20 protein-coding genes are annotated in these 20,894 nt (G+C 67.9%); 11 read left to right on the plus strand and 9 right to left on the minus strand.

Features of this window, described 5'->3' with window-relative positions:
* Positions 1-329 precede the first annotated feature (329 nt).
* Entirely contained in the window at positions 330-749 is a 420-nt protein-coding gene (locus tag OHA17_RS01975; RefSeq protein ID WP_406503445.1) for an RICIN domain-containing protein, read from the minus strand.
* A gap of 331 nt (positions 750-1,080) precedes the next feature.
* Here OHA17_RS01975 and OHA17_RS01980 point away from each other — a divergent pair, with 331 nt between their 5' ends.
* Both OHA17_RS01980 and OHA17_RS01985 read left to right on the plus strand, forming a co-directional pair.
* Positions 1,081-2,157 carry a winged helix-turn-helix domain-containing protein gene (locus tag OHA17_RS01980; RefSeq protein ID WP_406503446.1) on the plus strand — a complete coding sequence of 359 codons (1,077 nt, stop codon included), beginning with the start codon at positions 1,081-1,083 and terminating at the stop codon, positions 2,155-2,157.
* Between the two features lie 52 nt (positions 2,158-2,209).
* Positions 2,210-2,719: a GNAT family N-acetyltransferase gene (locus tag OHA17_RS01985; RefSeq protein WP_406503448.1), complete on the plus strand. Its 510-nt coding sequence runs from the start codon at positions 2,210-2,212 to the stop codon at positions 2,717-2,719.
* A 221-nt stretch (positions 2,720-2,940) separates the two neighbouring features.
* On the opposite strand, the gene OHA17_RS01990 is transcribed toward OHA17_RS01985, so the two are convergent.
* The gene (locus tag OHA17_RS01990; protein WP_406503450.1) at positions 2,941-3,384 is read right to left on the minus strand and encodes a nuclear transport factor 2 family protein; all 444 of its coding nucleotides are present in this window, start codon (positions 3,382-3,384) and stop codon (positions 2,941-2,943) included.
* A gap of 498 nt (positions 3,385-3,882) precedes the next feature.
* Here OHA17_RS01990 and OHA17_RS01995 point away from each other — a divergent pair, with 498 nt between their 5' ends.
* The 3 genes from OHA17_RS01995 to OHA17_RS02005 all read left to right on the plus strand — a co-directional run bounded on the left by OHA17_RS01995 (position 3,883) and on the right by OHA17_RS02005 (position 5,945).
* On the plus strand, positions 3,883-4,620 hold the full coding sequence (locus tag OHA17_RS01995) for a dienelactone hydrolase family protein (RefSeq protein ID WP_406503452.1): 738 nt from the start codon (positions 3,883-3,885) through the stop codon (positions 4,618-4,620).
* 255 nt (positions 4,621-4,875) lie between these two features.
* Positions 4,876-5,346: a hypothetical protein gene (locus tag OHA17_RS02000; RefSeq protein ID WP_406503454.1), complete on the plus strand. Its 471-nt coding sequence runs from the start codon at positions 4,876-4,878 to the stop codon at positions 5,344-5,346.
* On the plus strand, positions 5,253-5,945 hold the full coding sequence (locus tag OHA17_RS02005) for a tyrosine-type recombinase/integrase (RefSeq protein ID WP_406503455.1): 693 nt from the start codon (positions 5,253-5,255) through the stop codon (positions 5,943-5,945). Before OHA17_RS02000 ends, OHA17_RS02005 begins: the two co-directional genes overlap by 94 nt.
* A 177-nt stretch (positions 5,946-6,122) precedes the next feature.
* Here the strand turns inward: OHA17_RS02005 and OHA17_RS02010 are convergent, their stop codons facing one another.
* Together OHA17_RS02010 and OHA17_RS02015 are read right to left on the minus strand one after the other, a co-directional pair.
* A complete protein-coding gene (locus tag OHA17_RS02010; RefSeq protein ID WP_406503276.1) occupies positions 6,123-7,400 on the minus strand; it encodes an IS701 family transposase in 1,278 nt (425 codons plus the stop codon).
* Positions 7,401-7,452: 52 nt separating this feature from the next.
* Positions 7,453-8,100 (minus strand): hypothetical protein, encoded by a 648-nt coding sequence (locus tag OHA17_RS02015; RefSeq protein WP_406503457.1) that lies wholly within the window; start codon positions 8,098-8,100, stop codon positions 7,453-7,455.
* 269 nt (positions 8,101-8,369) lie between these two features.
* Between OHA17_RS02015 and OHA17_RS02020 the strand changes: the two genes are divergently transcribed.
* The 3 genes from OHA17_RS02020 to OHA17_RS02030 are packed head-to-tail and all read left to right on the plus strand — an operon-like array spanning position 8,370 to position 12,426.
* A complete protein-coding gene (locus OHA17_RS02020) occupies positions 8,370-10,541 on the plus strand; it encodes an MMPL family transporter (protein WP_406503459.1) in 2,172 nt (723 codons plus the stop codon).
* A gap of 5 nt (positions 10,542-10,546) precedes the next feature.
* Entirely contained in the window at positions 10,547-11,788 is a 1,242-nt protein-coding gene (locus OHA17_RS02025) for a sensor histidine kinase (RefSeq protein ID WP_406503461.1), read from the plus strand.
* Complete coding sequence (locus tag OHA17_RS02030) at positions 11,785-12,426, plus strand: response regulator (protein ID WP_406503463.1); 642 nt, start codon at positions 11,785-11,787, stop codon at positions 12,424-12,426. The genes OHA17_RS02025 and OHA17_RS02030 overlap by 4 nt, the downstream gene beginning before the upstream one ends.
* A 73-nt stretch (positions 12,427-12,499) precedes the next feature.
* Here the strand turns inward: OHA17_RS02030 and OHA17_RS02035 are convergent, their stop codons facing one another.
* Positions 12,500-12,868: a VOC family protein gene (locus OHA17_RS02035; protein WP_406503465.1), complete on the minus strand. Its 369-nt coding sequence runs from the start codon at positions 12,866-12,868 to the stop codon at positions 12,500-12,502.
* A 689-nt stretch (positions 12,869-13,557) separates the two neighbouring features.
* Here OHA17_RS02035 and OHA17_RS02040 point away from each other — a divergent pair.
* Complete coding sequence (locus tag OHA17_RS02040) at positions 13,558-13,740, plus strand: hypothetical protein (RefSeq protein ID WP_398880989.1); 183 nt, start codon at positions 13,558-13,560, stop codon at positions 13,738-13,740.
* A 599-nt stretch (positions 13,741-14,339) separates the two neighbouring features.
* Here the strand turns inward: OHA17_RS02040 and OHA17_RS02045 are convergent.
* Together OHA17_RS02045 and OHA17_RS02050 are read right to left on the minus strand one after the other, a co-directional pair.
* Positions 14,340-14,621 carry a hypothetical protein gene (locus OHA17_RS02045; protein WP_398880987.1) on the minus strand — a complete coding sequence of 94 codons (282 nt, stop codon included), beginning with the start codon at positions 14,619-14,621 and terminating at the stop codon, positions 14,340-14,342.
* Positions 14,622-14,932: 311 nt separating this feature from the next.
* Complete coding sequence (locus OHA17_RS02050; RefSeq protein ID WP_406503468.1) at positions 14,933-15,364, minus strand: hypothetical protein; 432 nt, start codon at positions 15,362-15,364, stop codon at positions 14,933-14,935.
* Between the two features lie 476 nt (positions 15,365-15,840).
* Between OHA17_RS02050 and OHA17_RS02055 the strand changes: the two genes are divergently transcribed.
* Positions 15,841-16,617: a M15 family metallopeptidase gene (locus OHA17_RS02055; RefSeq protein WP_406503469.1), complete on the plus strand. Its 777-nt coding sequence runs from the start codon at positions 15,841-15,843 to the stop codon at positions 16,615-16,617.
* 178 nt (positions 16,618-16,795) lie between these two features.
* On the plus strand, positions 16,796-18,442 hold the full coding sequence (locus OHA17_RS02060; protein WP_398880981.1) for an APC family permease: 1,647 nt from the start codon (positions 16,796-16,798) through the stop codon (positions 18,440-18,442).
* Between the two features lie 103 nt (positions 18,443-18,545).
* On the opposite strand, the gene OHA17_RS02065 is transcribed toward OHA17_RS02060, so the two are convergent.
* Together OHA17_RS02065 and OHA17_RS02070 are read right to left on the minus strand one after the other, a co-directional pair.
* Positions 18,546-19,628: a class I SAM-dependent methyltransferase gene (locus tag OHA17_RS02065; protein WP_406503472.1), complete on the minus strand. Its 1,083-nt coding sequence runs from the start codon at positions 19,626-19,628 to the stop codon at positions 18,546-18,548.
* Positions 19,629-20,216: 588 nt separating this feature from the next.
* On the minus strand, positions 20,217-20,543 hold the full coding sequence (locus OHA17_RS02070) for a hypothetical protein (RefSeq protein ID WP_406503474.1): 327 nt from the start codon (positions 20,541-20,543) through the stop codon (positions 20,217-20,219).
* Between the last annotated feature and the right edge of the window lie 351 nt (positions 20,544-20,894).

The following is a 20,894-nucleotide window of genomic DNA, read 5'->3' on the forward strand; positions in this document are numbered from 1 at the left end:
CATGCCCGTGAGACCGTGCGAGCCAAGCCTGGGCGACAAGGACCCCAGCATCGCCGACGTATGCCTGGTGTCACCACAGGCCCTGCGTGGCTGGAGAGGTGAACAGGCGTGCCCCGCCCCTCGTTCGCGCGGCCCTCTGTGGCCCTTGCGTCGCAGCACATCCGGCGGGAGCTGCACACGTTCGTCCCCCGCACCCAGCTCGCAGAGCTCGGGACGGACCGGCCGACACGGTGACGCGGCGTGGCAGCGGTGCGGATGAGTCTCGCGGCTCCGTGAGACGAAGCCGCGAGACGTGGGTCATCAGGCCCTGACGGCCCGGCGTTCGGCGGTCACGCGGAGGTCGTCCACCGCTGCTCGGAGCCGCCGGTGCAGTTCCACTGGACGATCGGGGCGCCGGGCGTCGTACTCGAACCACCGACCGCGGCGCACATGCCGCTCACCCGGTTGCTGATCTGCGTGAAACCCGTGTCCGGGTTCGTCTGGAAGTACCAGGTCTGCTCCGGCCCGTTGTCGCAGCCGTACTGGATCAGCTGGACACCGGCGTTGCGCGAACTCGCCGGATCGGCCAGGCACTTGCCGCTGTTCTTGTTCCTGATCTGGTAGCCGCCGCCAGTGTTCGAGACGGGGTAGAGACCCCAGTACTGCTCCGCGCCGCCGTAGCAGGACCACTGGATGATCCCGGCCCCGCCGGCCGTGCTCCCGCCCCCCACCGACATGCAGTGCTGGCTGTTCAGATTCCAGAGCTCCACGATCTCCCCGTCTCTGACCGCTGGCGACGCGGTCCCACCGCTCTGGTGCGTCGCGGTCGGTGCCGCAGCCGACGCCGGCATCACCCCCGCCGCGAACGCGATCGCTGCGAGCGCTACGATCCCCGCGCCGACCTTGGTCCGGGTGCGTGCCGTTGCGCTGTGGCTGGCCTGCCTCACGATGCGTCCCCTCCCATAGTTGGCTGCCGAACCCTTCACCGGCCGGGCAGCGACTACACAATCGACTCCCGAAACCGCGGCGGCTAGGCTTTTGCACCGCAATGCAAAGGCTCCACGACCAGTACCGTCAGGGATCCCACCGGGAGACGACGCGTTGATACGGATCCGCCTGAGCCGCGACGACCTTGAACGCACAACAGTCGCCGACACACCCGCCTTCGGCTACGAACTCGCGCTGGGCGGCGCCCATCTGGCCGGCCGAACCTCCGTGAGCCGACTGTCGGCATGGCGGTGCGAGGTCGCCCGCACCTGGAACCCCCAACACAGCAGACTCTTCGACCTGTATACGGACATCTACATTCCGGGCTTCTTCGCCCCGGTCACCCATCCAGCGCCGGAACCGGTCGATCTGGAGTCCCCGCCCGCGGTCGCTCAGCTGCGAGACCTCGCCCTGTCCAGGGCCCTGACCCCCTTCACGCGAGCACTGGCCGACGGACACGAAGGCGCCACCACCATCTTGAACCGGATGCTCGTCAGCCTTCGCGCCACCGCCCTCGACCCCTACAGGCGGCGCATCACCTCAGCGGTGGCGACCGCGGCCGCCAAGGCCCAGGCCCATGGCGCGGTCGCCGGCCCCGGCGCCCTGCTGAACTCCCTTCATCCATCAGTCAGTTGGGACGGCCGGCATCTGCGCCTGAACACCATCTTCGACGGCGAAGAATCCCTCCAGGGCCGTCCCGTGATCCTCCAGCCTTCGGTCCTGACCACCAGGATCACCTTCAACCCCTTGACGGACTCGGTGACCGTGAGTTACCCCGCAACAGGAGCCACCCTCGCCCGCGACCCTGAACTCCACGCCCCGCCCCAGGCCCTCGTGACGCTCCTGGGCACGACCAGGGCCGCAGCACTGATCACTGTGATCAGGACGCCCGCCCTCACCACCGGGCGACTCGCCGCGGTCCTCGGCGTATCCCCCGCAGCGGCGTCACGACATGCCTCGGCCCTACGCGAAGCCGGACTCATCGCCACCATCCGCAACGGCCAAACAGTCCACCACCACCCGACCCGGCTTGGCCACGACCTCGCCCACGGATCCAGCACCGAGGCTCCCGGCCGCGCGACTCAGGCACTCACCTCGTCACCTCAGCACATGGCTGGAGACGACCGCGCTCCGGAACGAGCGTCTCGCACCGATCACCCAGCACGAGGTGGACCCGTCGGCTCTGACTGACCGGTTCCAAAATTCCGTGGTGGTGTCGCTGCCGCACTGCTGGGATGAGGGCATGAACTTTCAGCACACGTCGGGGACCGAAGTGGTCGTACCGATCGCGGTCCGCGACTTGACGCCCGCCGATCTTCCGGCCTGCTCCTGGTCCGGGTCCCCCACCCATCTCCAGCAGGTGGCCAAGGAGTTGGAGCGTGCGGAGACCGGCGAGGTGGATTACCTGGCGGCCTGCACGGCAACCGGTCTGCCCGTGGCGATCGGCGGCATCGACTACCGTGCCACTCCCGGTGCGGGCTATCTGTGGCAGCTCGCGGTGATGCCCGCGTTACAGTCGCACGGCGTCGGCACGCTGCTCATCCGGGCCGCGGAAGGCCGTATCCGGTCACGTGGAGTGCGGCGGGCCGAGCTGCGAGTCGAGGAGAACAACCCGCGTGCGCGCGCCCTGTACGAGCGACTCGGTTACGTGGCCTACGACCGGCAACCGGACGCCTGGGACGCGGAGGCCCCCGATGGCTCGATCCTCCGGTACGAAACCATGTGCACGCTGATGCGCAAGGGCCTGCCGTAAGTGACCTGGGTCTCCGCCCCTCGGACGACCTTCGGGGCGCGCCTGCGAAGCAGGTCGTCGAAAAGCGCCGCGCGGTGGAGTGCGGAATCAACCGCCTCAAGCGGCACCGCGCGGTCCCACGAGATCCGACAAGCCGGCCGTCCTCTACGAAGCGACCGTACTGGTCGCAGCCATCAACGAGTGGCTGCAACCAGCGTCCTCATGCTCATCCTGGTGGCTTTTCACTGTTCTTCGGTGTCGAATGCCTGAGCAACGGCGAGGCTGTCCTCGTAGATATGGTGCCGGGTGACCAGGCCGTCTTCGAAGGTGAGGTGCATAGCGAACCGCGCGCGATACGCATGTCCGGTGGACCGAGCAGTCTGGCGGATCTCGCCGATCACGACCGCGTCGTTGCTGTCGATGAGGATGCGCTCGACCTCAGTCGCCACCTGATCCGGCACATGGTGCTCAGCAAGTTCGCGATAGTGGGCTGCCGCGTCGGCCCGGGTGGACCGATGACGGATCCAGGGCGTGACAGTACGACCGTGCTCGGCCTCCGGCCAGTTCAGCTTCCAATCGCTCTGCTCGGCGTACAGCTCAGCGATGCGCTCGGGGTCGCCCTCACCGATTCTGCGCAGTAACTCCTCAACGGCGGTCCGTGTGTTCGTAGATGTCTCTATGGACATGATTGACCCCTCCATATGGTCCGCGTCCTGCTCACGCGGCGAGAACCCCAACCTAGCCCGCGCAGTCCGGCCGAGACGATTACCTCCGAAGTAAGGCGGCGAGCGCATCATCAGAATCCACTTCGAAGCGCCTCTATTGCTGATCATTTCGGAATGAGCGTGTGAGTGGCTTGACGAGTCGGCGCGGGGGCGGCAGCAGGCGCTTATCGAGCGTGGTGTCGCCGACTTCCATTCGGAGGCGGGCTGACGGAGCGCTCGCCGCCGGTGGCATCGGACGGGCGATCGCCGAGGCGTTGGGCGCGCGAATCGCGCTGACCGGTCGCGACGCCGAGCGCGGCCCAACACCGTGGCCTGGGCAGGTGATCCGATAGCGCTGCCGTGGGGACGGGGTTTGTGACGGTTCTTGTGAGCCATCGCCGTATTTGGGCTACCCGGGCTGTTCTGCCAGCGGCAGAACACCGGCCGGACCGGGCCCGACGATCACTACAGTCCAGTCTCATGACGACGATTACGACGCGTACGGTCGAGTATCCGGCCGACGGTTTGACGATGATCGGGCACCTCGCGCTCCCGGCCGGTGTCGACCGCCGGCCCGCGGTGCTGCTCGGGCCAGAGGGCACGGGGCTCAGCGACGTCGAGCGCCGCAGGGCCGACGCTCTCGCCGAACTGGGATATGTAGCGCTGGCCTTCGACCTTCACGGCGGGCGCTATTTGGGCGACCCCGAGGAGATGCTGGCCCGTTGCATGCCGCTGCTCGCCGACCCCGACCGGATGCGAGGCATCGGCCACGCGGCGCTCGACGTGTTGCGCACCGAACCGCGGACCGACCCCGACCGGATAGCCGCCGTCGGCTACGGCACCGGGGGCGCCATCGCGCTGGAACTCGGGCGCGACGGCGTCAACCTGCGCGCGATCGGGACAGTCAACGCAACTATCACGGGCCGACCGGGCGAGGCGGCGCGCATTCGCTGCCCGGTGTGGGCCGGGGTCGGGTCGGAAGACCCGATCATGTCGCCCGCGCAACGGAACGCGTTCACCTCTGAGATGCAGGCCGCGGGCGTCGACTGGCGCCTCGCGGTTTACGGCGGCGCCTTGCACGCCTTCCACCACCCGACGGTCGACCACACCGTGCGTCCCGGCGTCGGCTACCACCCACAGCACGCACAGCGAGCCTGGCGCGACGTCGTCGACCTGCTCGCCGAGTGCCTTCCCGTGACGGAGGACCTGGGGGTATGACCCAGGCAAACACGCTGGCGCCTGGCCTGGTCGGCGTCGGGCACTGACAGTCCCCTCCCCTCAAGTCCGCACAGCGGAACCGCATTGGGGCAGATGCTCGATTGTGGAGACGTAGGCACAACTGCCGCAGTAAATGCCGGATTTACTGCGGCGGAGCCCCTGCCGTGATCACCGCGACCTGCGGCGGGGCAATCCGTCGTCCTCGGGGCGAGGTGTACGCATTTACTGGGGCAGTGCCGGGAGGACGGGGCGGGCGTGACGATCGAACCAGTGACCGAACTCGGAGGCGGGGGCGCGTTGCGGTTGCCGCGCGCCCGCGTCGTGCCCATGTCCGCTCCTCCTGCCACGTACATCGCGGCGGTCGAGCGGTGCCTCACCGGCGCGGGCATCGCGAAGTCCTCCGCGCGGATCTACAGGATCTTGCTGACGACGTGGGGATGGATGCTCACCGGCGAACCCGCGCCGACGAGTCCGGCCCGCCGGAGCGCGAAGCCGCCCCTCTTACCCGTCGCCGCGATCGACGATCCGGCGCTGCCGGAGGTGCTGGCCGAGCTGGCGGCGGCGCGGGCGGACGAGATGGGCGCCGACACCGTCAACCGCGAACTGTCCATCGCTCACAAGGCAATCGGCTGGTGGGGCAGGGCCAGGGCTGGATCGGAGCCGATCCCACGATCGGCATCGAGCGGCGGCCGGCACCGCCCGACCGCACCAAGGCCCTGGCACTGAACCAGATCGCCGCGCTGTGGCGCCTGGACGTCGCCCTGCGAGAGAAAACGCAGTGGAAGATGCTCTACGAGTCCGCCGCACGGGCCGACGAGGTGTTGTGCCTGAATGTGGAAGACCTGTACCCACAGGACAAGCGCGGCAGGATCACCGCCAAGGGCGGGGCGACCGAGTGGATTCACTGGCAGTCCGGCACCGCCCAGTCGCTGCCCCGCCTCATCGGCCGCCGCACCCGCGGCCCGCTGTTCCTCACCGACCGCAAGGCTCCAGCCGGAACACCCACGCTCGACGTCTGCCCGGAGACGAGCCGGGCCCGGCTCTCCTACCGCCGCGCTGAGGAGATCTTCGAGGAGAAGACGCGGCTACTGGCCAACCCGCTCGCCTCACCCGAGGACATCGAGGACCTGGACGGGTGGACGCTCCACCGCCTACGTCACAGTGCCCTGACGCACGACGCGGAGGACGGCACCTCAACCCCGATGCTGCTGGCCCGCTCCCGACACGCCTCCGTCCGCTCCCTGGAGCGGTACGCCCGTCCCGGCGTCGACTCGGTCGCCCGGCACGTCGCCGAACGCGACCCCGCTGCCCGCCGCCGCAGGTGAGTCCAAGCGCATCAGAACTTCAAGATCATCCCGTTCCCCCTTTGGCGCGTATCTCGGTCACTCCCCCTTTGCCGCTAGTAGTACTCCGTTAGGTCGTTCTGGCTCTTGGGTTCTGGCTGGTGGTGGGTGTTCCGGGCAGGGGGCGGTGGCAGGTGGTGCAGGTGCCGGTCCAGCAGTTCAGCAGGTCCTGGATGATGTCGAGAATCTGGTAGAGGGTGAGTCCGGTGTATCGGCTTTTGGGGCCAGGCGCTGTTCGGTGAGGAAGGCGTGGGCGGCGGTGGCCAGGGTGACGTGGTGGTGCCAGCCGGTCCAGGAACGTCCCTCGAAGTGGTCGAGCCCGAGGCCGTGTTTGAGTTCCCGGTAGTCGTGCTCGATGCGCCAGCGGATCTTGGCCAGGCGGACCAGTTCAGCCGACACGGTGTCGGCGGGCAGACTGGACAGCCAGTAGTCGGTGGGCGCTTCGGCGCCTTCGGGCCACTCGACCAGCAGAGTGGCCTCGGGCAGGACCCCGTCCCAGACTCCCTCCTGGGCGGTGGCGGCGGCCTGGACCAGGCGGCGGGCCCGGACCCCGGCCGGCCGCACCCGCAGCGCCAGGAAGTGTGAGCGCATCGGTCCGCGGGAGCCTTCCCGCCAGGTCATCTCGGTGAAGGCCTGCCGTCCCCGGCCGGCCGCCAGCGCGGCCACCGGGGACGGCTTGTCCCGGTAGCGGGGCTGCGGCTTGCGGCCGTTGCCCGACCAGGGCGGCGTGACCGGCCTGGCGTCGTGCGGGTGGACGGCCATATCCGAGCGGACGGCCACGACATAGCCGATGCCCCGCGTGTCCAGACTGTCGCGGAAGTCGGCGTTCTGGCCGTAACCGGCGTCGGCCACCAGGACCGGCGGGCACAACCCCCATCCGGCCAGCTCGTCCAGCATGTCCAGGGCCAGGCGCCACTTCTCCCGGTGCCCGAGCTCCTCGGGTATCCCGGTCCTGCGCCGCCGTTCGGGATCGTCCACCCACTCCTGAGGCACGAACAACCGCCACTGCAGCGGACAGGACGCGGTGTCGGAGACCGCATGCACGCTCACCGCGACCTGGCAGTTGGCCTGCTTGCCCAAAGCCCCGCAGTACTGATGCGCGACCGCCACCGACATCTTCCCGTCCTTGGGAAACGACACATCATCGACCGCCCACGCATCCGGGACGACCTGCGGCACCATCCGCTCAGCAATGCGCCGTCGTACCGGCACCGGGTCCCAGGTCGACTGGTTCACGAACTGCTGCAGGTTCTGCTCGTTACCGTCCGGCAGGCGGCCGGCCATCGCCTGGATCGACTTGCGGCGACCATCCGTCATCAGTCCCCGCAGATAGCAGTCGCTCTTGGCCCGCTGGTCCTTGCGCGGCACCGAGGCGAACACATCCGCCACGAACAACGCCAACTTCGCCCGAACACGCATCACTTCATGTGCGTCCACCCACCCACCATGCTCCCGAACAGGCCCGCCAGGAAGACCTAACGGAGTACTACTAGCCCACCGCCGCGCTGGCCAGGACCGCGTCGACCTCGCGGTTGTCGGCCGGTTCGGGTGACTCGGTGACTCCGAGGAGGAAGGCCGACCGGTCGCCGGTCTGCGCGACGATGGTGAGACGCATCCGGCCTGCCCTCCCGCTGTCGTCGCGCGTGCTCAGCACCACCGTGTACGCGGAACGGCCGCTCACTGTCGTGGGCCGGGACTCCTCCACCGTCGACTTGCCGTCCGGGTAGAAGAACTCCGCGTTGGAACGCGCCGCCGTCTCCGTCCGCTGCTGCAGCGCGGACTCGTCGACGGGCCCGCCCCGCCCGGCGAGCACGGCGGATCCGCCATGGCCGTCGGGCCCCTTCGTGGTGATCGAGGAAGTGAAGGCCTGGATCAGGCTCTTGCCGTCGTTGCGCTTCCAGCCCTCCGGCACGGCGTACGAGAGGCCGGCCGCGGTATCCGTCACGCGCGGTCGCCCGGCCAGCGGGGAGTTGTCGTCGTCCCGCGTCAGCCACCACACCACGCCGCCAGCGAGAAGCACCAGAACCAGCGCGCCGACGGTGACGACCGTCCAGGCACGCCGAGTTCGCCGCTGCCCATGTGGCAGCGGAGGTGTCGGCGGCAGGGGCGGCGGGCAGATGGAAGGCGGTGTTGTCATGGCCCCAGCTTCCAGCTCCCGGCCAGGCACGGACCTGAGCTGTCGTACTCAGTTCAGTACTCAGGTACTTCACTGGTCTCACGAAGGAGGAGGCAAGTGGCGGGACGTTGGCCTGCGTGACTGCCAGACCGTCACCAGTACGCCAGCAGCCAACCCTTGAGATTGGTTCCGGGGGGGCAGCCCCACCAGAAGGGTCCACCGACCGGTGGACGGAAGGTACAACCGGGCGGTGCTGTCGCGCGCATGGCATGACCGGCAACGCTTTCCCCATGAAAGAACTACCTGTGCGCACCGCTCGTTGGAGCGCCCTGCACCCCTGGCGCGCGATCACTGGATGGCTGGTGTTCGTGGTGCTGTGTCTGGGCCTAGGCATCGCGGTCGGCACCCACAACGCCACCACTGAGGACTACCGGGTCGGTGAGGCCGGTCGCGCGGAGGCGATGGCGTCCGAAGGACATCTGCAGCGCAAGCCCGTCGAGCAGGTGCTGGTCTCGGCCAGATCCGACACTCTGGACCAGCGGGCTTCCGAGGCCGCCGCGCGGGACATCGCTGCCCGGATGACGAAGCTGCCCGAAGTCGAGGGCGTGGCCGGGCCGCGCATCTCGGGAAGCGGGAAGGTCCTCTTGGTGCAAGTGACCATGAAGGGGCCGGAGTTGGACGCACGCAAGCACGTCGGTCCGTTGCGCGCGCAGACTGCCGCGGTGCAGAAGAGTCATCCGGATCTGCTGGTGGAGGAGACCGGGAGCCCCTCCACCAGCCAGGGTGTGGAGGCTCAGCGCGGCAGCGACCTGGCGCTCTCCGAGGCGATCACCCTGCCGGTCACCCTGATCACCCTGCTGCTCGTGTTCGGCTCCCTCCTCATGGCCACCGTGCCGCTGCTGCTGGCACTCTCGTCGATCGCCGCGGCCATGGGCCTGTCGATGGTGGCCTCGCACGTCTCGCCCGACGCCGGGGTCGGCACGAACGTCATCATCCTGATCGGCCTCGCGGTCGGCGTCGACTACACGCTCTTCTACCTCAAGCGGGAACGGGAGGAGCGGGCGCGCTCCGGCGGCAGGCTCGGATCCGAGGCACTCGTAGAGCTGGCCGCGGCGACCTCGGGGCGGGCGGTCGTGGTCTCCGGACTCGCGGTCGTCGTCTCCACGGCCACGCTGTACCTGGCCTCCGACGTCATCTTCTCCTCGCTGGCCACCGGCACCATCGTCGTCGTCCTGGTCGCCGTGGCCAGTTCGCTGACGGTACTGCCCGCGCTCCTTGTCAAGACCGGGCAGCGGGCCGAGCGCCGGGCGGCCCGCAGGACGCGTACGCCACGGAGGGTGCGGAAGGCCGGAACCAGCCGGGTGTGGGCGGCGCTGATGCGGCCCGCGAGCACGCATCCCGCGGCCACCCTGTGCATCTCGGTGCTCGTTCTGCTGGGCCTGGCCGCCCCGTTGACGGGGCTGAAGCTGGTGGAGATGGGCCGGGACACCCACTCGCGCGCCATCCCCGCGATGCAGACGTACGACCGGCTGAACGAGGCCTTCCCGGAGCTGCGGGTCACACATCAGGTCGTCGTACGCGCCCGGCCGGACCGCGCCGATGAGGTGGCCGCAGCGTTGGAGGAGCTCGGGCGGCGCACGCAGGCCGACCCGCTGTTCACCGGCCGGCCTCGGCTGCGGACTTCGGACGACCACCGCGTCAGTGTGCTGGAGCTGTCCGTGCCCTACCTCGCGAACTCCGCCGAGGCGGGGAAGTCCCTCGCCCGCCTGCGGGGCGACTACCTGCCCGCCACAGCCGGGCGGATACCGGGGGCCGAGACCGGGGTGACCGGCGATGTCGCCCGGGCCGCCGACTATCCCGCCCACCAGAACGGCAAACTGCCCCTGGTCATCGGGGCGCTGCTGCTCGTCACCTTCGGAATGACGGTGCTGGCGTTCCGCTCCGTGGTGCTCGCGTTGATCGGCGTCGCACTCAACCTGCTGTCCGCGGCGGGCGCGCTGGGACTGCTGGTCCTGGTGTTCCAGGCCAAGTGGGCCGAGGGCCTGCTGGACTTCCACTCCACCGGTTCGATCGGCTCCCGCGTACCGCTGTTCCTGTTCGTGATCCTCTTCGGTCTTTCGATGGACTACCAGGTGTTCGTGGTCAGCCGGATCAGGGAGGCCGTCCTCGCCGGCGTACCGACCCGCAAGGCGGTGCTCGACGGGATCGGCAGCTCGGCGGCCGTGGTGACCAGCGCCGCGGTGGTGATGGTGACGGTCTTCGCCAGTTTCGTCTTCCTTCACATCATCGAGATGAAGCAGATCGGTTTCGTGCTGGCGGCCGCCGTGCTGCTCGACGCCTTCATCATCCGGATCATGATCCTGCCGTCGGTCATGCTGCTGCTCGGCGAGAGGAGCTGGTGGCCCTCGCGCGGCATGCGGCGGGCGACCCAGCCGGCGGCCGTGGCGGTCGAAGTAGGTTGATCCACATGATTCCACGGTCGAGGGCCGACAACCGTCCCAACTCCTTCAGCGGCACGGCCTTCGGCCACCCCGCCGACCCGTTCTGGGCCAGGACGCTGCGCCGGTGGAACGCGGTCTGCTGGGTGCTGTTCGGCGGTCTTGCCGCCGGTCTTGCCACGATGGAGTACCTGGGCGGCGGCACGTACTGGCCGTTGTTGCTGCTAGGCGCTCTGGTGCTCTGCTACACGGTCCTCGACCGGTTCCCCGGCAACCCCGTGCTCCGCCCGTACACCTATCTGTGGGTGCTGGTCCTGGGGCTCGGCGGGATCGCGTATCTCTGGAGCGGCTATGCGGCGCTGTTCATCGTGACACTGCCGCACTTCTGGCTGTTCGCCAGGACCGTGCGGTCCTGTCTGGTCTTCACCGGGCTCGCCACCGTGTCGACACTGACCGGGAGCTGGCTGCGGAAGGGCTGGAGCCTGGAGTACCTGGGGTCCACGGTCGTCTCCACCCTCATCGTGGTCGCCGCCAGCGTGCTGATCGGGCTGTGGGTCCACTCGGTCGTGGCCCAGAGCGGCGAACGCGCCAGGCTCATAGAGGAGTTGGAGCAGGCCCAGCTCCGGCTGTCCGAGGCCCACCAGCGGCAGGGTGCCGCCGACGAACGGGAGCGCATGGCGCGCGATATCCACGACACGCTCGCGCAGGGATTCGCGTCCATCGTCGTCCTCGCCGAAGCCGCGCGCGCGGGGCTCGACAGCGATACGGACAGGAGCGCCCAGCAGTTGCGTTCGATCGAGAGCACCGCGCGCGAAAACCTCGCCGAGGCGCGCGAACTGGTGGGCTCCGCAGAGCAGAGCCGGGTGGCCGCCGGCTCGGTGGCCGAGACGCTGCGCCGGACCCTGGACCGGTTCACGGAGGACACCGGTCTCACTGTCGTCGCGGAACTGGCGGACCCCGTGTGCGACCAGCGGACGAGGGTCGCGCTGCTGCGCTGTACGCAGGAATCGCTGGCCAATGTACGCAAGCACGCGGCGGCCTCCACCGTGAGCGTCGTGCTCACGCCGCAGCCGTACGGCGTCGAGCTGGAAATCACCGATGACGGGCGCGGCTTCGTGATCGGGCAGTCACGCGGGTTCGGGCTCGACGGGATGCGCAAACGCCTCGCCGAGCTGGGCGGCCGGCTCACCGTCACCAGCTCGGTCGGCGACGGTACGCGTGTTCTCGCGATGGTTCCCATGACTCCCACGGAGCACGAGGTGACGGCATGACCAGTGGGAAACTCCGCGTCATCGTGGTCGACGACCACACGGTGATGCGCGCCGGGGTCATCGCCCTGCTCGCCTCCGAACCCGGCATCGAGATCGTCGGCGAAGCCTCCGACGGGCGCGCGGCGCTCGAACTCGTCGACCGGCACGAACCCGATGTCGCACTGATCGACCTGCGGATGCCGGTACTCGACGGGGTCGCGACCACAACCGAGATTGTCGCCCGGCATCCGCGGACCCGGGTACTGATCCTGACCACGTACGACACCGACGCGGACATCGAGCGCGGGGTCGAGGCCGGCGCCATCGGCTATCTGCTCAAGGACACCACCCGCGACCAGTTGGCCGACGCCATTCGCGCGGCGGCGCGCGGGGAGACCGTACTCGCCCCGCGGGTGGCCCAGAAACTCGTCGCCAAGATGCGGCAGCCCGTACAGGCTCCTCTCACGACCCGAGAGGCCGAAGTGCTGAACGCGGTCGCCGACGGGCTCACCAATGCGGACATCGGCAAGCGGCTCGTCATCGCGGAAGCCACCGTGAAGACCCATCTACTGCGGCTCTTCGCCAAACTCGATGTGAACGACAGGACCCGCGCCGTGGTCGTCGCCCTCGAACGTGGCCTGCTGCACCGGCCTTCGTAGACACGGTCGATCGCCTGGTCAGGTCCGGATCGTGCAGGAGCTCCATGAGGGGTATTCGTCGAATCAGTGCCAATTATCCTTTGACCAAGCAAAAAGGATGCCCAGCAGGATCAGTAAGGACCCGCCACCGGTCCTCATTCGGCTGATAATCCGGCTTGCTGGCTCCCAGCTCAAGCAGCCGGGCCTCGGCCTCGTCCAGGTCGTCGACCGCGAAGTCGAAATGGAACTGCTGGGGAACGGTCTGGTCGGGCCAGGACGGAGCCCGGTAGTCGTCGACCCGCTGGAAGCCGATGAAGAGTTCGTCCTCGCAGTTGAGTCCGGCGAAGTCGGCATCGGATTTCGGGTGGGGTTCAAGGCCGGTGGCTTGCTCGTAGAACGCCGCCAGAGCCAGCGGATCAGCGCAGTCGAGCGTTATCGCGCGCAACCTCATCTGCGGGGACATGGCACCTCCGAGCCGATCACCAAACCTCTGCGATGCACACCATAGAGGTTGAACGATCCGGTCCAATCCCCAGGAGGGCGGGCCGGGTTCCGCTGATGCGGAAGGCGGGGGTTGGTCGATCTCAGCTCCGGGCGGGCTCTGACGCCGGCCGGGGTGGCTATCGGAAAGGGTGGCCGCTGTTCGGGTAACCGGCAGCGTGTCCATCCACCGGCTTGAGCAGTCGTGCGGCAGCTTGGACCAGTTACCGAGCCAAGCTCAACTACCACCACATCAAGGGGAAATCCCTCATGCGCCGGACCGCCGCAATCCTCCTCGGAACCGCCAGCATCCTCCCCATCATCATCAAAACCGTCACCGCACTCGGAAGCCTCAGGTGACCTCGGCGAAGCTCTCCGACAACCCCACGCCCACCACGTCAAGACCGGCCTCCCAAGGGTCCGTGAGGAACGCCTGAGACGGGCGCCAGGACAAGCCTCGCTGCGCGCCCGCCTTGAACCCCCGTACTACGTATCCCGTACTACGTATGAGGTGTTCTCGCGTGTCCCTTGCACAGCAGTCATGCGGCATGTCTCCCCGGTCCTCCATTGGGGTGGGTGACGTGCCCGATCACCAACTCAGGCGGTTAGAGCAGCGACTCCATCGACTGCCGAGCCGAACACCACGCCCCCCGCCCCGAAAGGCACAACACCATGCGTCGAATCACCGCCGTACTTCTGGGAACCGCCGCACTCCTCGGTGCCCTCACCACCCCTGCCACAGCCGCGTCCGGAGTCGGCAACACCTCCGCCACCGTCCAAACGCTCCTCGCCACAGCCCAAAACACCATCACGGGAGCCCAGGTGACGGTCCGCGACATGACCGGCGGCCTGTAGCCACCCGGGCCGGACAACACCACCCGCCCTCGCGCAGCCTCAGCCACGAGGGCGGGCGTCTCCGCCTCTTGGACCACTCCCAGCAGACCTCACAAGCACGTGGTTACAGTTCCCTGGAGGACCGCATCACCAGCGCAGACCTGCGGATTCGCAAGCGGTACGTGATCCTTCCGCTGCTTCTGCGCCCTCCGGCGGCGACCACCCGGCCGATGTGGATCGGCGGGTGGAGCCACCTGCGGCATTCGACCGGCGAGCAGCCGTACCTCTCGCGATCGTTTCGCCGAGCCTCAGCTCGGCCAGTCCCTCCCAAGGAGTCGCACCCCTTCGAGAGTCGGGCACACCCGCACCGCCACAGCTCCGGCTCGGTGTGCGGCAGGCGCTGCGTACGGGCAGGCCGACCGGCAGGGTTGTTGCAAAGTCGGCGACGTGGTCGCTTCGGCCCCTTGAGGGCGCAGGTTCGACCGTGGCGTCTGTGCTGGTCATGGTCTCGACGCCCATCATGCACCGATGAGCCGTCGTAGGCACTCGCCCGAGGCCAGAGACTCAACTACCTGGCCAGGTGCGATGCGGCAGCCACAGGACTTTGCAACAACCTCTGGTTAAAAGGCGCTGTTGTTGCAGCCCATGCTCGAACCAAGGTGGGTGTTCTGCGCACCCGGGTTGCCCTCGCCGTTGAGCGCGTTGCCCAGCACGCCGTTGAGGATGCCGACCTGGCCGAGAACGTCGACGTTCAGGTCGTGCGACCGGCAGTTGCTGCTCTGCCCGATACCGAACTGGTCGCCGCCCTTCCCGCCGTCGTGCGCCTGCGCCGTGCCCGCGGCCAGCATTCCGAAGCTGCCCAGGGCAGCGACCAGGACGGCCGCCTTGCGAAGCTCGTTCATGTGATCTCCAATGGAGTGACGTGGATACGATCCGTGGCAGATCGATTCCTTACGGTCACGGAAATTAGTATTAAAGACCCCTAAACCGCCCGATGGCGCGCCGGAATCCGCCGACCTTGTTGCGGAACCACCCTGAAGTCGTAATGCATACAAGCGGGCCTTCGACGTCATTCCCCCCAGTCCCGAGCCATCGGCCGCATCGACTTCTGCCTCCAGCAGCAGGCCCCACGGATACAAGACGCCTTTGGGCGCAGCTCCTTGGGCGGGACTGGCCGAGCCGGACCGCGGCGTGGGTGAGGGAGGGCTCGGAGTCAGGCTTGTTGCCGCTTGCCTGGTGGGGCCCACGGCTTCGCGAGGGCCGGCGGGCCTTCCAGGGCTCCGCGGAACTTTTCCTTCAGGCTTTTCGTCGGCGCTTCCTTCTCTGCCTGCGAGTGCATGAGCCGGGCTGTGGTCACCCTGATGTGGCACTCGCGGTGACGCTGCCTCACCAGCACGACCCAGGTACCGTCCTGAGCGAGGAACGCATGCCGGGCCGGCTCGTCTCCCGGCCGCGCATGCCGGGCCAGTACGCGTGGCGTGTAGTGCAGCGCCGCATCCTCGGCCGCCGCAACCGCCTCCGCCTCATCCTGACCGATGGGGTGAGCGCCCACCAGCGTCCATCGATGCAGCTTCAGTTCCACACCGTCGGGGTGCTCGGTTGTCCGGGTGTCCTCCTCGATGAGGACGTACCACTCGTTGGTCATGGTCGGCGTCTACCTCTCTTTCCGGGGCTTCGGGGCGTCAAAGCTGGGCTGTGCCCAGCCGGTCCAGACCGCTGTACGGCCCGGAGACAGGGCTGCTTCGCTCCACTCCACAGCAATAAGCAAGGGGCGGCTTCGCACGTAGTCGCCCCACGCTTTTCCCCAAAGGACCAAGCCGAGCGCCGAAAAGGCCAACCCCCCTTCTGAGGTTATACAAACGCCCCCTCACCCACCGAGGTCGGTGTCACGCCGAACGGCGACGACCGCCGTCTTCCGGATCAGGATCCATTCCGCAGGCCACCGACGTGGCAGGGGGGGATGCCAATGACCGCGCAGGTAACGTCCCTCGCCTCCGGGCCATGCTTTCCTGCACAGTCTTCGGCCGACCGGTACCGGCCGGTTGGGCGTATTGGGCGAAATCCGGCTGGCCGGACGCCGTCAGCAGCATCCGCGCGGCTGGGGCACGCTATTCCTGTCCGGTGACCAAGCCCGCACCTCGTACAGCCGAGACCCCGCCCCCTTCGACCAGGACCTCCGCGCGTACGGCCAGGATCCGGCGTACGCCCTTCGCCCTCGCGATGTCCGGCGCCGCCCTGCTCGCCTGCTGCCTGGGGCCCCCGGCGGCCGCCGTGCCGCCGCGGGCAGACGTGCCCGCGCTGGACGCGAGCGTTTCGGACGTCCCGGCCTCCAAGCTCGGCCGCAGCTGGCATCCGGGATGCCCGGTCCCGCCGTCCGGACTCCGGTTGATCCAGATGAACCACTGGGGCTTCGACGGCCGGGTCCACCCAGGCGAACTCGTGGTCGGCGAGCAGGCGGTGGCCCCGCTCCTGTACGTCTTCGAGCGGGCCTTCGAGGCGCACTTCCCGATCCGGCAGATGCGGGTGATGGCCGAGTTCGACGGCAACGACGTGGCGGCGATGGCCGCCGACAACACCTCTGCCTTCAACTGCCGCTCCGTCACCGGGGATCCCACCCAGGTCTCCCAGCACTCCTACGGCGACGCCGTGGACATCAACACGCTGGAGAACCCGTACGTCGATGTGAACGACGTGGTGTATCCATCGGCCGGTGCCGTCTTCCTCGACCGGAACCGGCACGACAAGGGCATGATCCACCGGGGCGATGCGGTCAGCACGGCAATGCGCGAGGTCGGCTGGCTATGGGGCGGACGCTGGTCCCCACCCGACTACCAGCACTTCTCGGCCAACGGCCGCGCAGCCGCACCCGCGGCCCGGCAGGGCAGGCACGAGCACTGAACCGAGCCGGCCCCGATGACCTGCAGGTTTCGAAGCCGGTGGATGTTCTGGGCGCCGCGCTTGGCGCGGGGCCACTCGGAGCGGAACAGCGCCGAAAACGGGCGCTTCCCACATCCGGCGCGGCGCACGACCCAGCGATACGATTGTGATGCATATCACCTTGAATGAGGGTGCGGCCATGAGCGTATCCGAGGCGACATCTGTCACGCGCGACGGACGGCCAGGCTTGAGGCGGGAGATCGGCTTCGTGGGGCTGATCTGGGCATCGGAGGGGTCGATCATCGGATCCGGCTGGCTGTTCGGCGCCCAGAAGGCGCTGGGGGTGGCCGGACCCGCCGCGATCATTTCCTGGGGAATCGGCAGTGTCGCGATCTTGATTCTGGCCTTGGTGCACGCCGAGCTCGGCGGGATGTACCCGGTCTCCGGCGGCACGGCCCGCTTCCCGCACTACGCGTTCGGCGGAGCCGCAGGAGCGTCGTTCGGATGGTTCTCCTGGCTCCAGGCGGCCACGGTCGCACCCATCGAGGTGCTGGCGATGATCACGTACGGCCAGCACTACTCCTGGGCGAAAGGCTGGCTGACGATCAAGGGCGGCCAGGACCTGCTGACCGGTTCCGGGATCGCCGTCGCGATCGTGCTGATGGCGGTCATCACCGCCGTCAACTTCCTCAGCATCCGGCTGCTGGCACGCACCAACAGCGCGGCGACCTGGTGGAAGGTCGGCATCCCACTGCTGACGATCTTCGTGTTCGCCATCATCTCGTTCCACGGCAGCAACTTCACCGCCGCCGACGGGTTCAACCCCTACGGCGCGAAGGGCATCCTGGGCGCGGTTTCCACGAGTGGCATCATCTTCGCGCTGCTGGGCTTCGAGCAGGCCGACCAGCTCGCCGGCGAGAGCGCGAACCCGAAACGCGACATTCCGCGTGCGGTCATCGGCTCCATCGTGATCGGCGCGATCATCTACATCCTGCTGCAGGTCGTCTTCCTCGCCGCGCTGCCCGCCTCGCAGGTCCAGGGCACCTGGACCACCGCCGCGTTCAACACCCTGACCGGTCCGTTCGCCCAGGTCGCCACGCTCATCAGCCTGGGCTGGCTGGCCACCGTCCTCTATCTGGACGCGGTGGTCTCCCCCGCCGGTACGGGCCTGATCTACATCACCGGGTCCTCGCGGGTGTCCTACGGCCTCAGCCGCAACGGCTACGTTCCGCAGGTCTTCGAGAAGACCACCCGGCGCGGTGTGCCCTGGCCCGGCCTCATCGCCGCGTTCGTGACCGGCTGCATCTGCTTCCTGCCGTTCCCGAGCTGGCAGTCGCTGGTAGGACTGATCACCAGCGCCAGCGTGCTGATGTACGCCGGTGCGCCGCTGTCGTTCGGCGTATTCCGCAACCGCCTGCCGAACGCGGACCGTCCGTACCGTCTGCCCGGCGGATCCTGGATGTCGCCACTGGCCTTCGTCGTCGCCAACCTGCTGATCCTGTGGTCGGGATGGCAGACCGACTGGAAGCTGGGCGTGGCGATCCTCATCGGCTACGTCATCCTCATCGCCAACCGGGTGTTCAAGATGAACCCGATCACGCCACAACTCGATCTGCGGGCGGCACAGTGGTTGCCCGCCTATCTGATCGGCATGGGGCTCATCGTCTACGCCAGCGACTTCGGCCCGCTGAAGCACCCGTGGTTCCCGCTGTGGTGGGACATGGTCGTGGTGGCGGTGTTCAGCCTCGCCATCTACTACTGGGCGCTCGCGGTGGCCCTGCCGACCGAGAAGATCCAGCGGATGATCGACCAGGTCGTGGTCCCGGAGGAAGCGGACATCCACTGATCCCGCGATCTGATCCCGCGATCCCGCTGATCCCGCTCCTCCCGCTCCGCGTATGACGGAGGGATCCGCCGGGCGATTGACGGGCCCCGTCCGGTCGTGGTCGTCAGCGCTTGGTCGCGACGTAGTAGACGTTGATCGGGTCTCCCTCGACGGACTTGATGTCGATGTTCGCGAACCCCGCCTCTTCGAGCATGCGCAGCGCCGTCTCCCGGCCCCATACCGTGCCCAGCCCGGCTCCACCGGTGCCGAGCGAGGTCGTCATGCAGTAGAAGACCGAGAATCCGTAGAGCGCGGGCCCGAAGGGGTGCTCGATGTTCTCCTCCAGTCTGCTGGAGGCGGCGATGTCGCCCATGAGGAACGTGCCGTCCTCTCGCAAGGCCCGGGCAATCGCCGTGAGTGTCTCGGCCGGCCGGGCGAGGTCGTGGATCACGTCGAAGGCGGTGATGAGGTCGTACTCGCCGCTGATCTCCGTCGAATCGGCAAGGGTGTAGTGAAGGTTTCGCAGGCCGGCACGGGCCGCCGCGGCACGTGCGGCGTCGATCCCAACCTCCGACTGGTCCAGACCGTGGAAGCGGCTGGCGGGGAAAGCCGTCGCCAGCACCAGAGGCGCGTGGCCCTGTCCCGTGCCCACATCGAGGACGTCCATGCCGTCGCCGAGGCGTTCGGCCAGTCCTGGCACCAGCGGCACGATGGTGTTCACCAGCGCCAGGTCGTAGACCCGCGCGGTTTCCTCCGCCTGTAGCGCCTGGAAGCGCGGATAGGCCGAGTACGGCAGACCGCCACCGTCGCGGAAGCAGCGTACGACCTGCTGCTCGACCTCGCCCATGAGCGCGAGGTAGGGCATCATGCCCGCCATGTTGTCCGGGCCCGCCGCAGTGGTCAGCGATGCCGCGTGCTCCGGCGGCAGGAAGTAGGTCCCCGGTTCGGGGTTGTACTTGACGAATCCGCCGACGACCATGCCGCCCAGCCACTCACGCACATACCGCTCGTCGAGGTCCGCCGCCTTGGCGATCTCCGCGCTGGACGACGGTGGAAGGCCGGCCAGGGCATCGAAGAGGCCGCACTGGGGGCCGACGCTGGCGAGCAGCCCCAGCACCGCTTTGTTGAGCACGTCAACCACTTCGGCGGCAAATGCCTCCTGGGTAGCGGGATCCAGTGGCGTCTGCCGCGCTTCAGGAACCGACATGATCCCTCCTCCGCAGGGCCACACACGCCGAGGCACATGTCCAGAAGTGCGCTCATTACCAGGCTATGCCCGAATGGAAGTCCTGGGTTTCTACGGACGAGTACAGCGGGCCCCGGGTCCACTGCGCGTGTTACGCGAGAGTGAGCCGCCAGAGCGGGAGTCCACGACACCTCAGCCCAGAGAAATCAAGCTGAGCTGGAGCCTGTCAGTCGCGCGGCCGCGCGTAGTTGGTCGCCAAGGCGCCGTTTGAACTCGGTAAGTTGAGCCGGGTGCATCTCAATGTATTGACGGTCGTAGGCGATCTCAACGGCTACGGCGACGCCGACCAGGTTGGTGGACAGCTTGCACTCCACATCGGCTGTGGCAGTGGCGATTCCTCTGTTGTGTGAGGGGTCTGTCGAGGGGACCTTGGGGCCTCCATCCGGAAGCGCTTCGACAGCAGGTACCGGCGGTGGTCCTCCGATGGCGTCGATGCCTTGCTGATGGCGTCCGCCGGCAGGGACCTTCTTGTCCTTGAACGTGGCGACGGTGGTTCCGGAGGTGCTCTGTCCGCGGAGCACACCCATTCTCCGGCGTGGTGTAAGGCACTTAGGTGGGAGTGTCGGCAGGTCCGTCGAACTGCGTGTCGTATCCCTTGCTGCGGGCCGTGGAAAAGTCGAAGAATCCGTACAGGGCAGTGCGTGCCTTGTTCTGCCGGGCGATATCAGCGAGCCCCTCCGTGGTCGGCGGGTGATACGGCAGTCCGTAGCTCCGCATACAACGCTCCGACACGATGTCGGTGGACTTCTGCAACGCAAGGATCTGAGTCGAGGTGGGTATGTAGGCGTCGATCGGCAGACTGATGGCGTCGCCGACGTCACCTCCGGGATCGACCCCCAGGGCGGGCGCAGGGGCCGGGTTGCCTGGTTCGAGCACCCAGCAGTCAGCAGCAGCGCTACCAGCCCGACGGCTGCTCATAGTTGATGCCCTGTCCCACAGGCAAATAGGTGTAGTGGTCCGTCCCATGCACGTTACTCATGCAGGGTGTTGGCGTTGCAACCAACATTGGCGATCGCGCTCGCCCGAGTGAGTGGCTGCCGCGACGCCTGCGAGTACTGCGGTTCCAGCGAAGGCACCGGCGGGAAACTTCCTACGCAGGTTCAAGACATTTTTCCTTCTGGGCCCTGCGGGAACGTCCCGCACTTCGGTGAGCCCCGCTACGGGTGACGCTATGGACACGGTCCGCCGGTCGTCCTAGATTTCGTGCCAGTGCGAGGTCGGACGGGG

Source organism: Streptomyces sp. NBC_00212 (genome assembly GCF_045206365.1).
GTDB lineage: Bacteria > Actinomycetota > Actinomycetes > Streptomycetales > Streptomycetaceae > Streptomyces.

What these genes read in the sequence shown, in the direction of transcription:
- OHA17_RS01985 (WP_406503448.1), top strand. Translation starts at nt 2,210, where the DNA reads ATGAACTTTCAGCACACGTCGGGGACCGAAGTGGTCGTACCGATCGCG.
- OHA17_RS01990 (WP_406503450.1), bottom strand. Translation starts at nt 3,384, where the DNA reads ATGTCCATAGAGACATCTACGAACACACGGACCGCCGTTGAGGAGTTA.
- OHA17_RS01995 (WP_406503452.1), top strand. Translation starts at nt 3,883, where the DNA reads ATGACGACGATTACGACGCGTACGGTCGAGTATCCGGCCGACGGTTTG.
- OHA17_RS02015 (WP_406503457.1), bottom strand. Translation starts at nt 8,100, where the DNA reads ATGACAACACCGCCTTCCATCTGCCCGCCGCCCCTGCCGCCGACACCT.
- OHA17_RS02020 (WP_406503459.1), top strand. Translation starts at nt 8,370, where the DNA reads ATGAAAGAACTACCTGTGCGCACCGCTCGTTGGAGCGCCCTGCACCCC.
- OHA17_RS02025 (WP_406503461.1), top strand. Translation starts at nt 10,547, where the DNA reads ATGATTCCACGGTCGAGGGCCGACAACCGTCCCAACTCCTTCAGCGGC.
- OHA17_RS02030 (WP_406503463.1), top strand. Translation starts at nt 11,785, where the DNA reads ATGACCAGTGGGAAACTCCGCGTCATCGTGGTCGACGACCACACGGTG.
- OHA17_RS02035 (WP_406503465.1), bottom strand. Translation starts at nt 12,868, where the DNA reads ATGTCCCCGCAGATGAGGTTGCGCGCGATAACGCTCGACTGCGCTGAT.
- OHA17_RS02040 (WP_398880989.1), top strand. Translation starts at nt 13,558, where the DNA reads ATGCGTCGAATCACCGCCGTACTTCTGGGAACCGCCGCACTCCTCGGT.
- OHA17_RS02045 (WP_398880987.1), bottom strand. Translation starts at nt 14,621, where the DNA reads ATGAACGAGCTTCGCAAGGCGGCCGTCCTGGTCGCTGCCCTGGGCAGC.
- OHA17_RS02050 (WP_406503468.1), bottom strand. Translation starts at nt 15,364, where the DNA reads ATGACCAACGAGTGGTACGTCCTCATCGAGGAGGACACCCGGACAACC.
- OHA17_RS02060 (WP_398880981.1), top strand. Translation starts at nt 16,796, where the DNA reads ATGAGCGTATCCGAGGCGACATCTGTCACGCGCGACGGACGGCCAGGC.
- OHA17_RS02065 (WP_406503472.1), bottom strand. Translation starts at nt 19,628, where the DNA reads ATGTCGGTTCCTGAAGCGCGGCAGACGCCACTGGATCCCGCTACCCAG.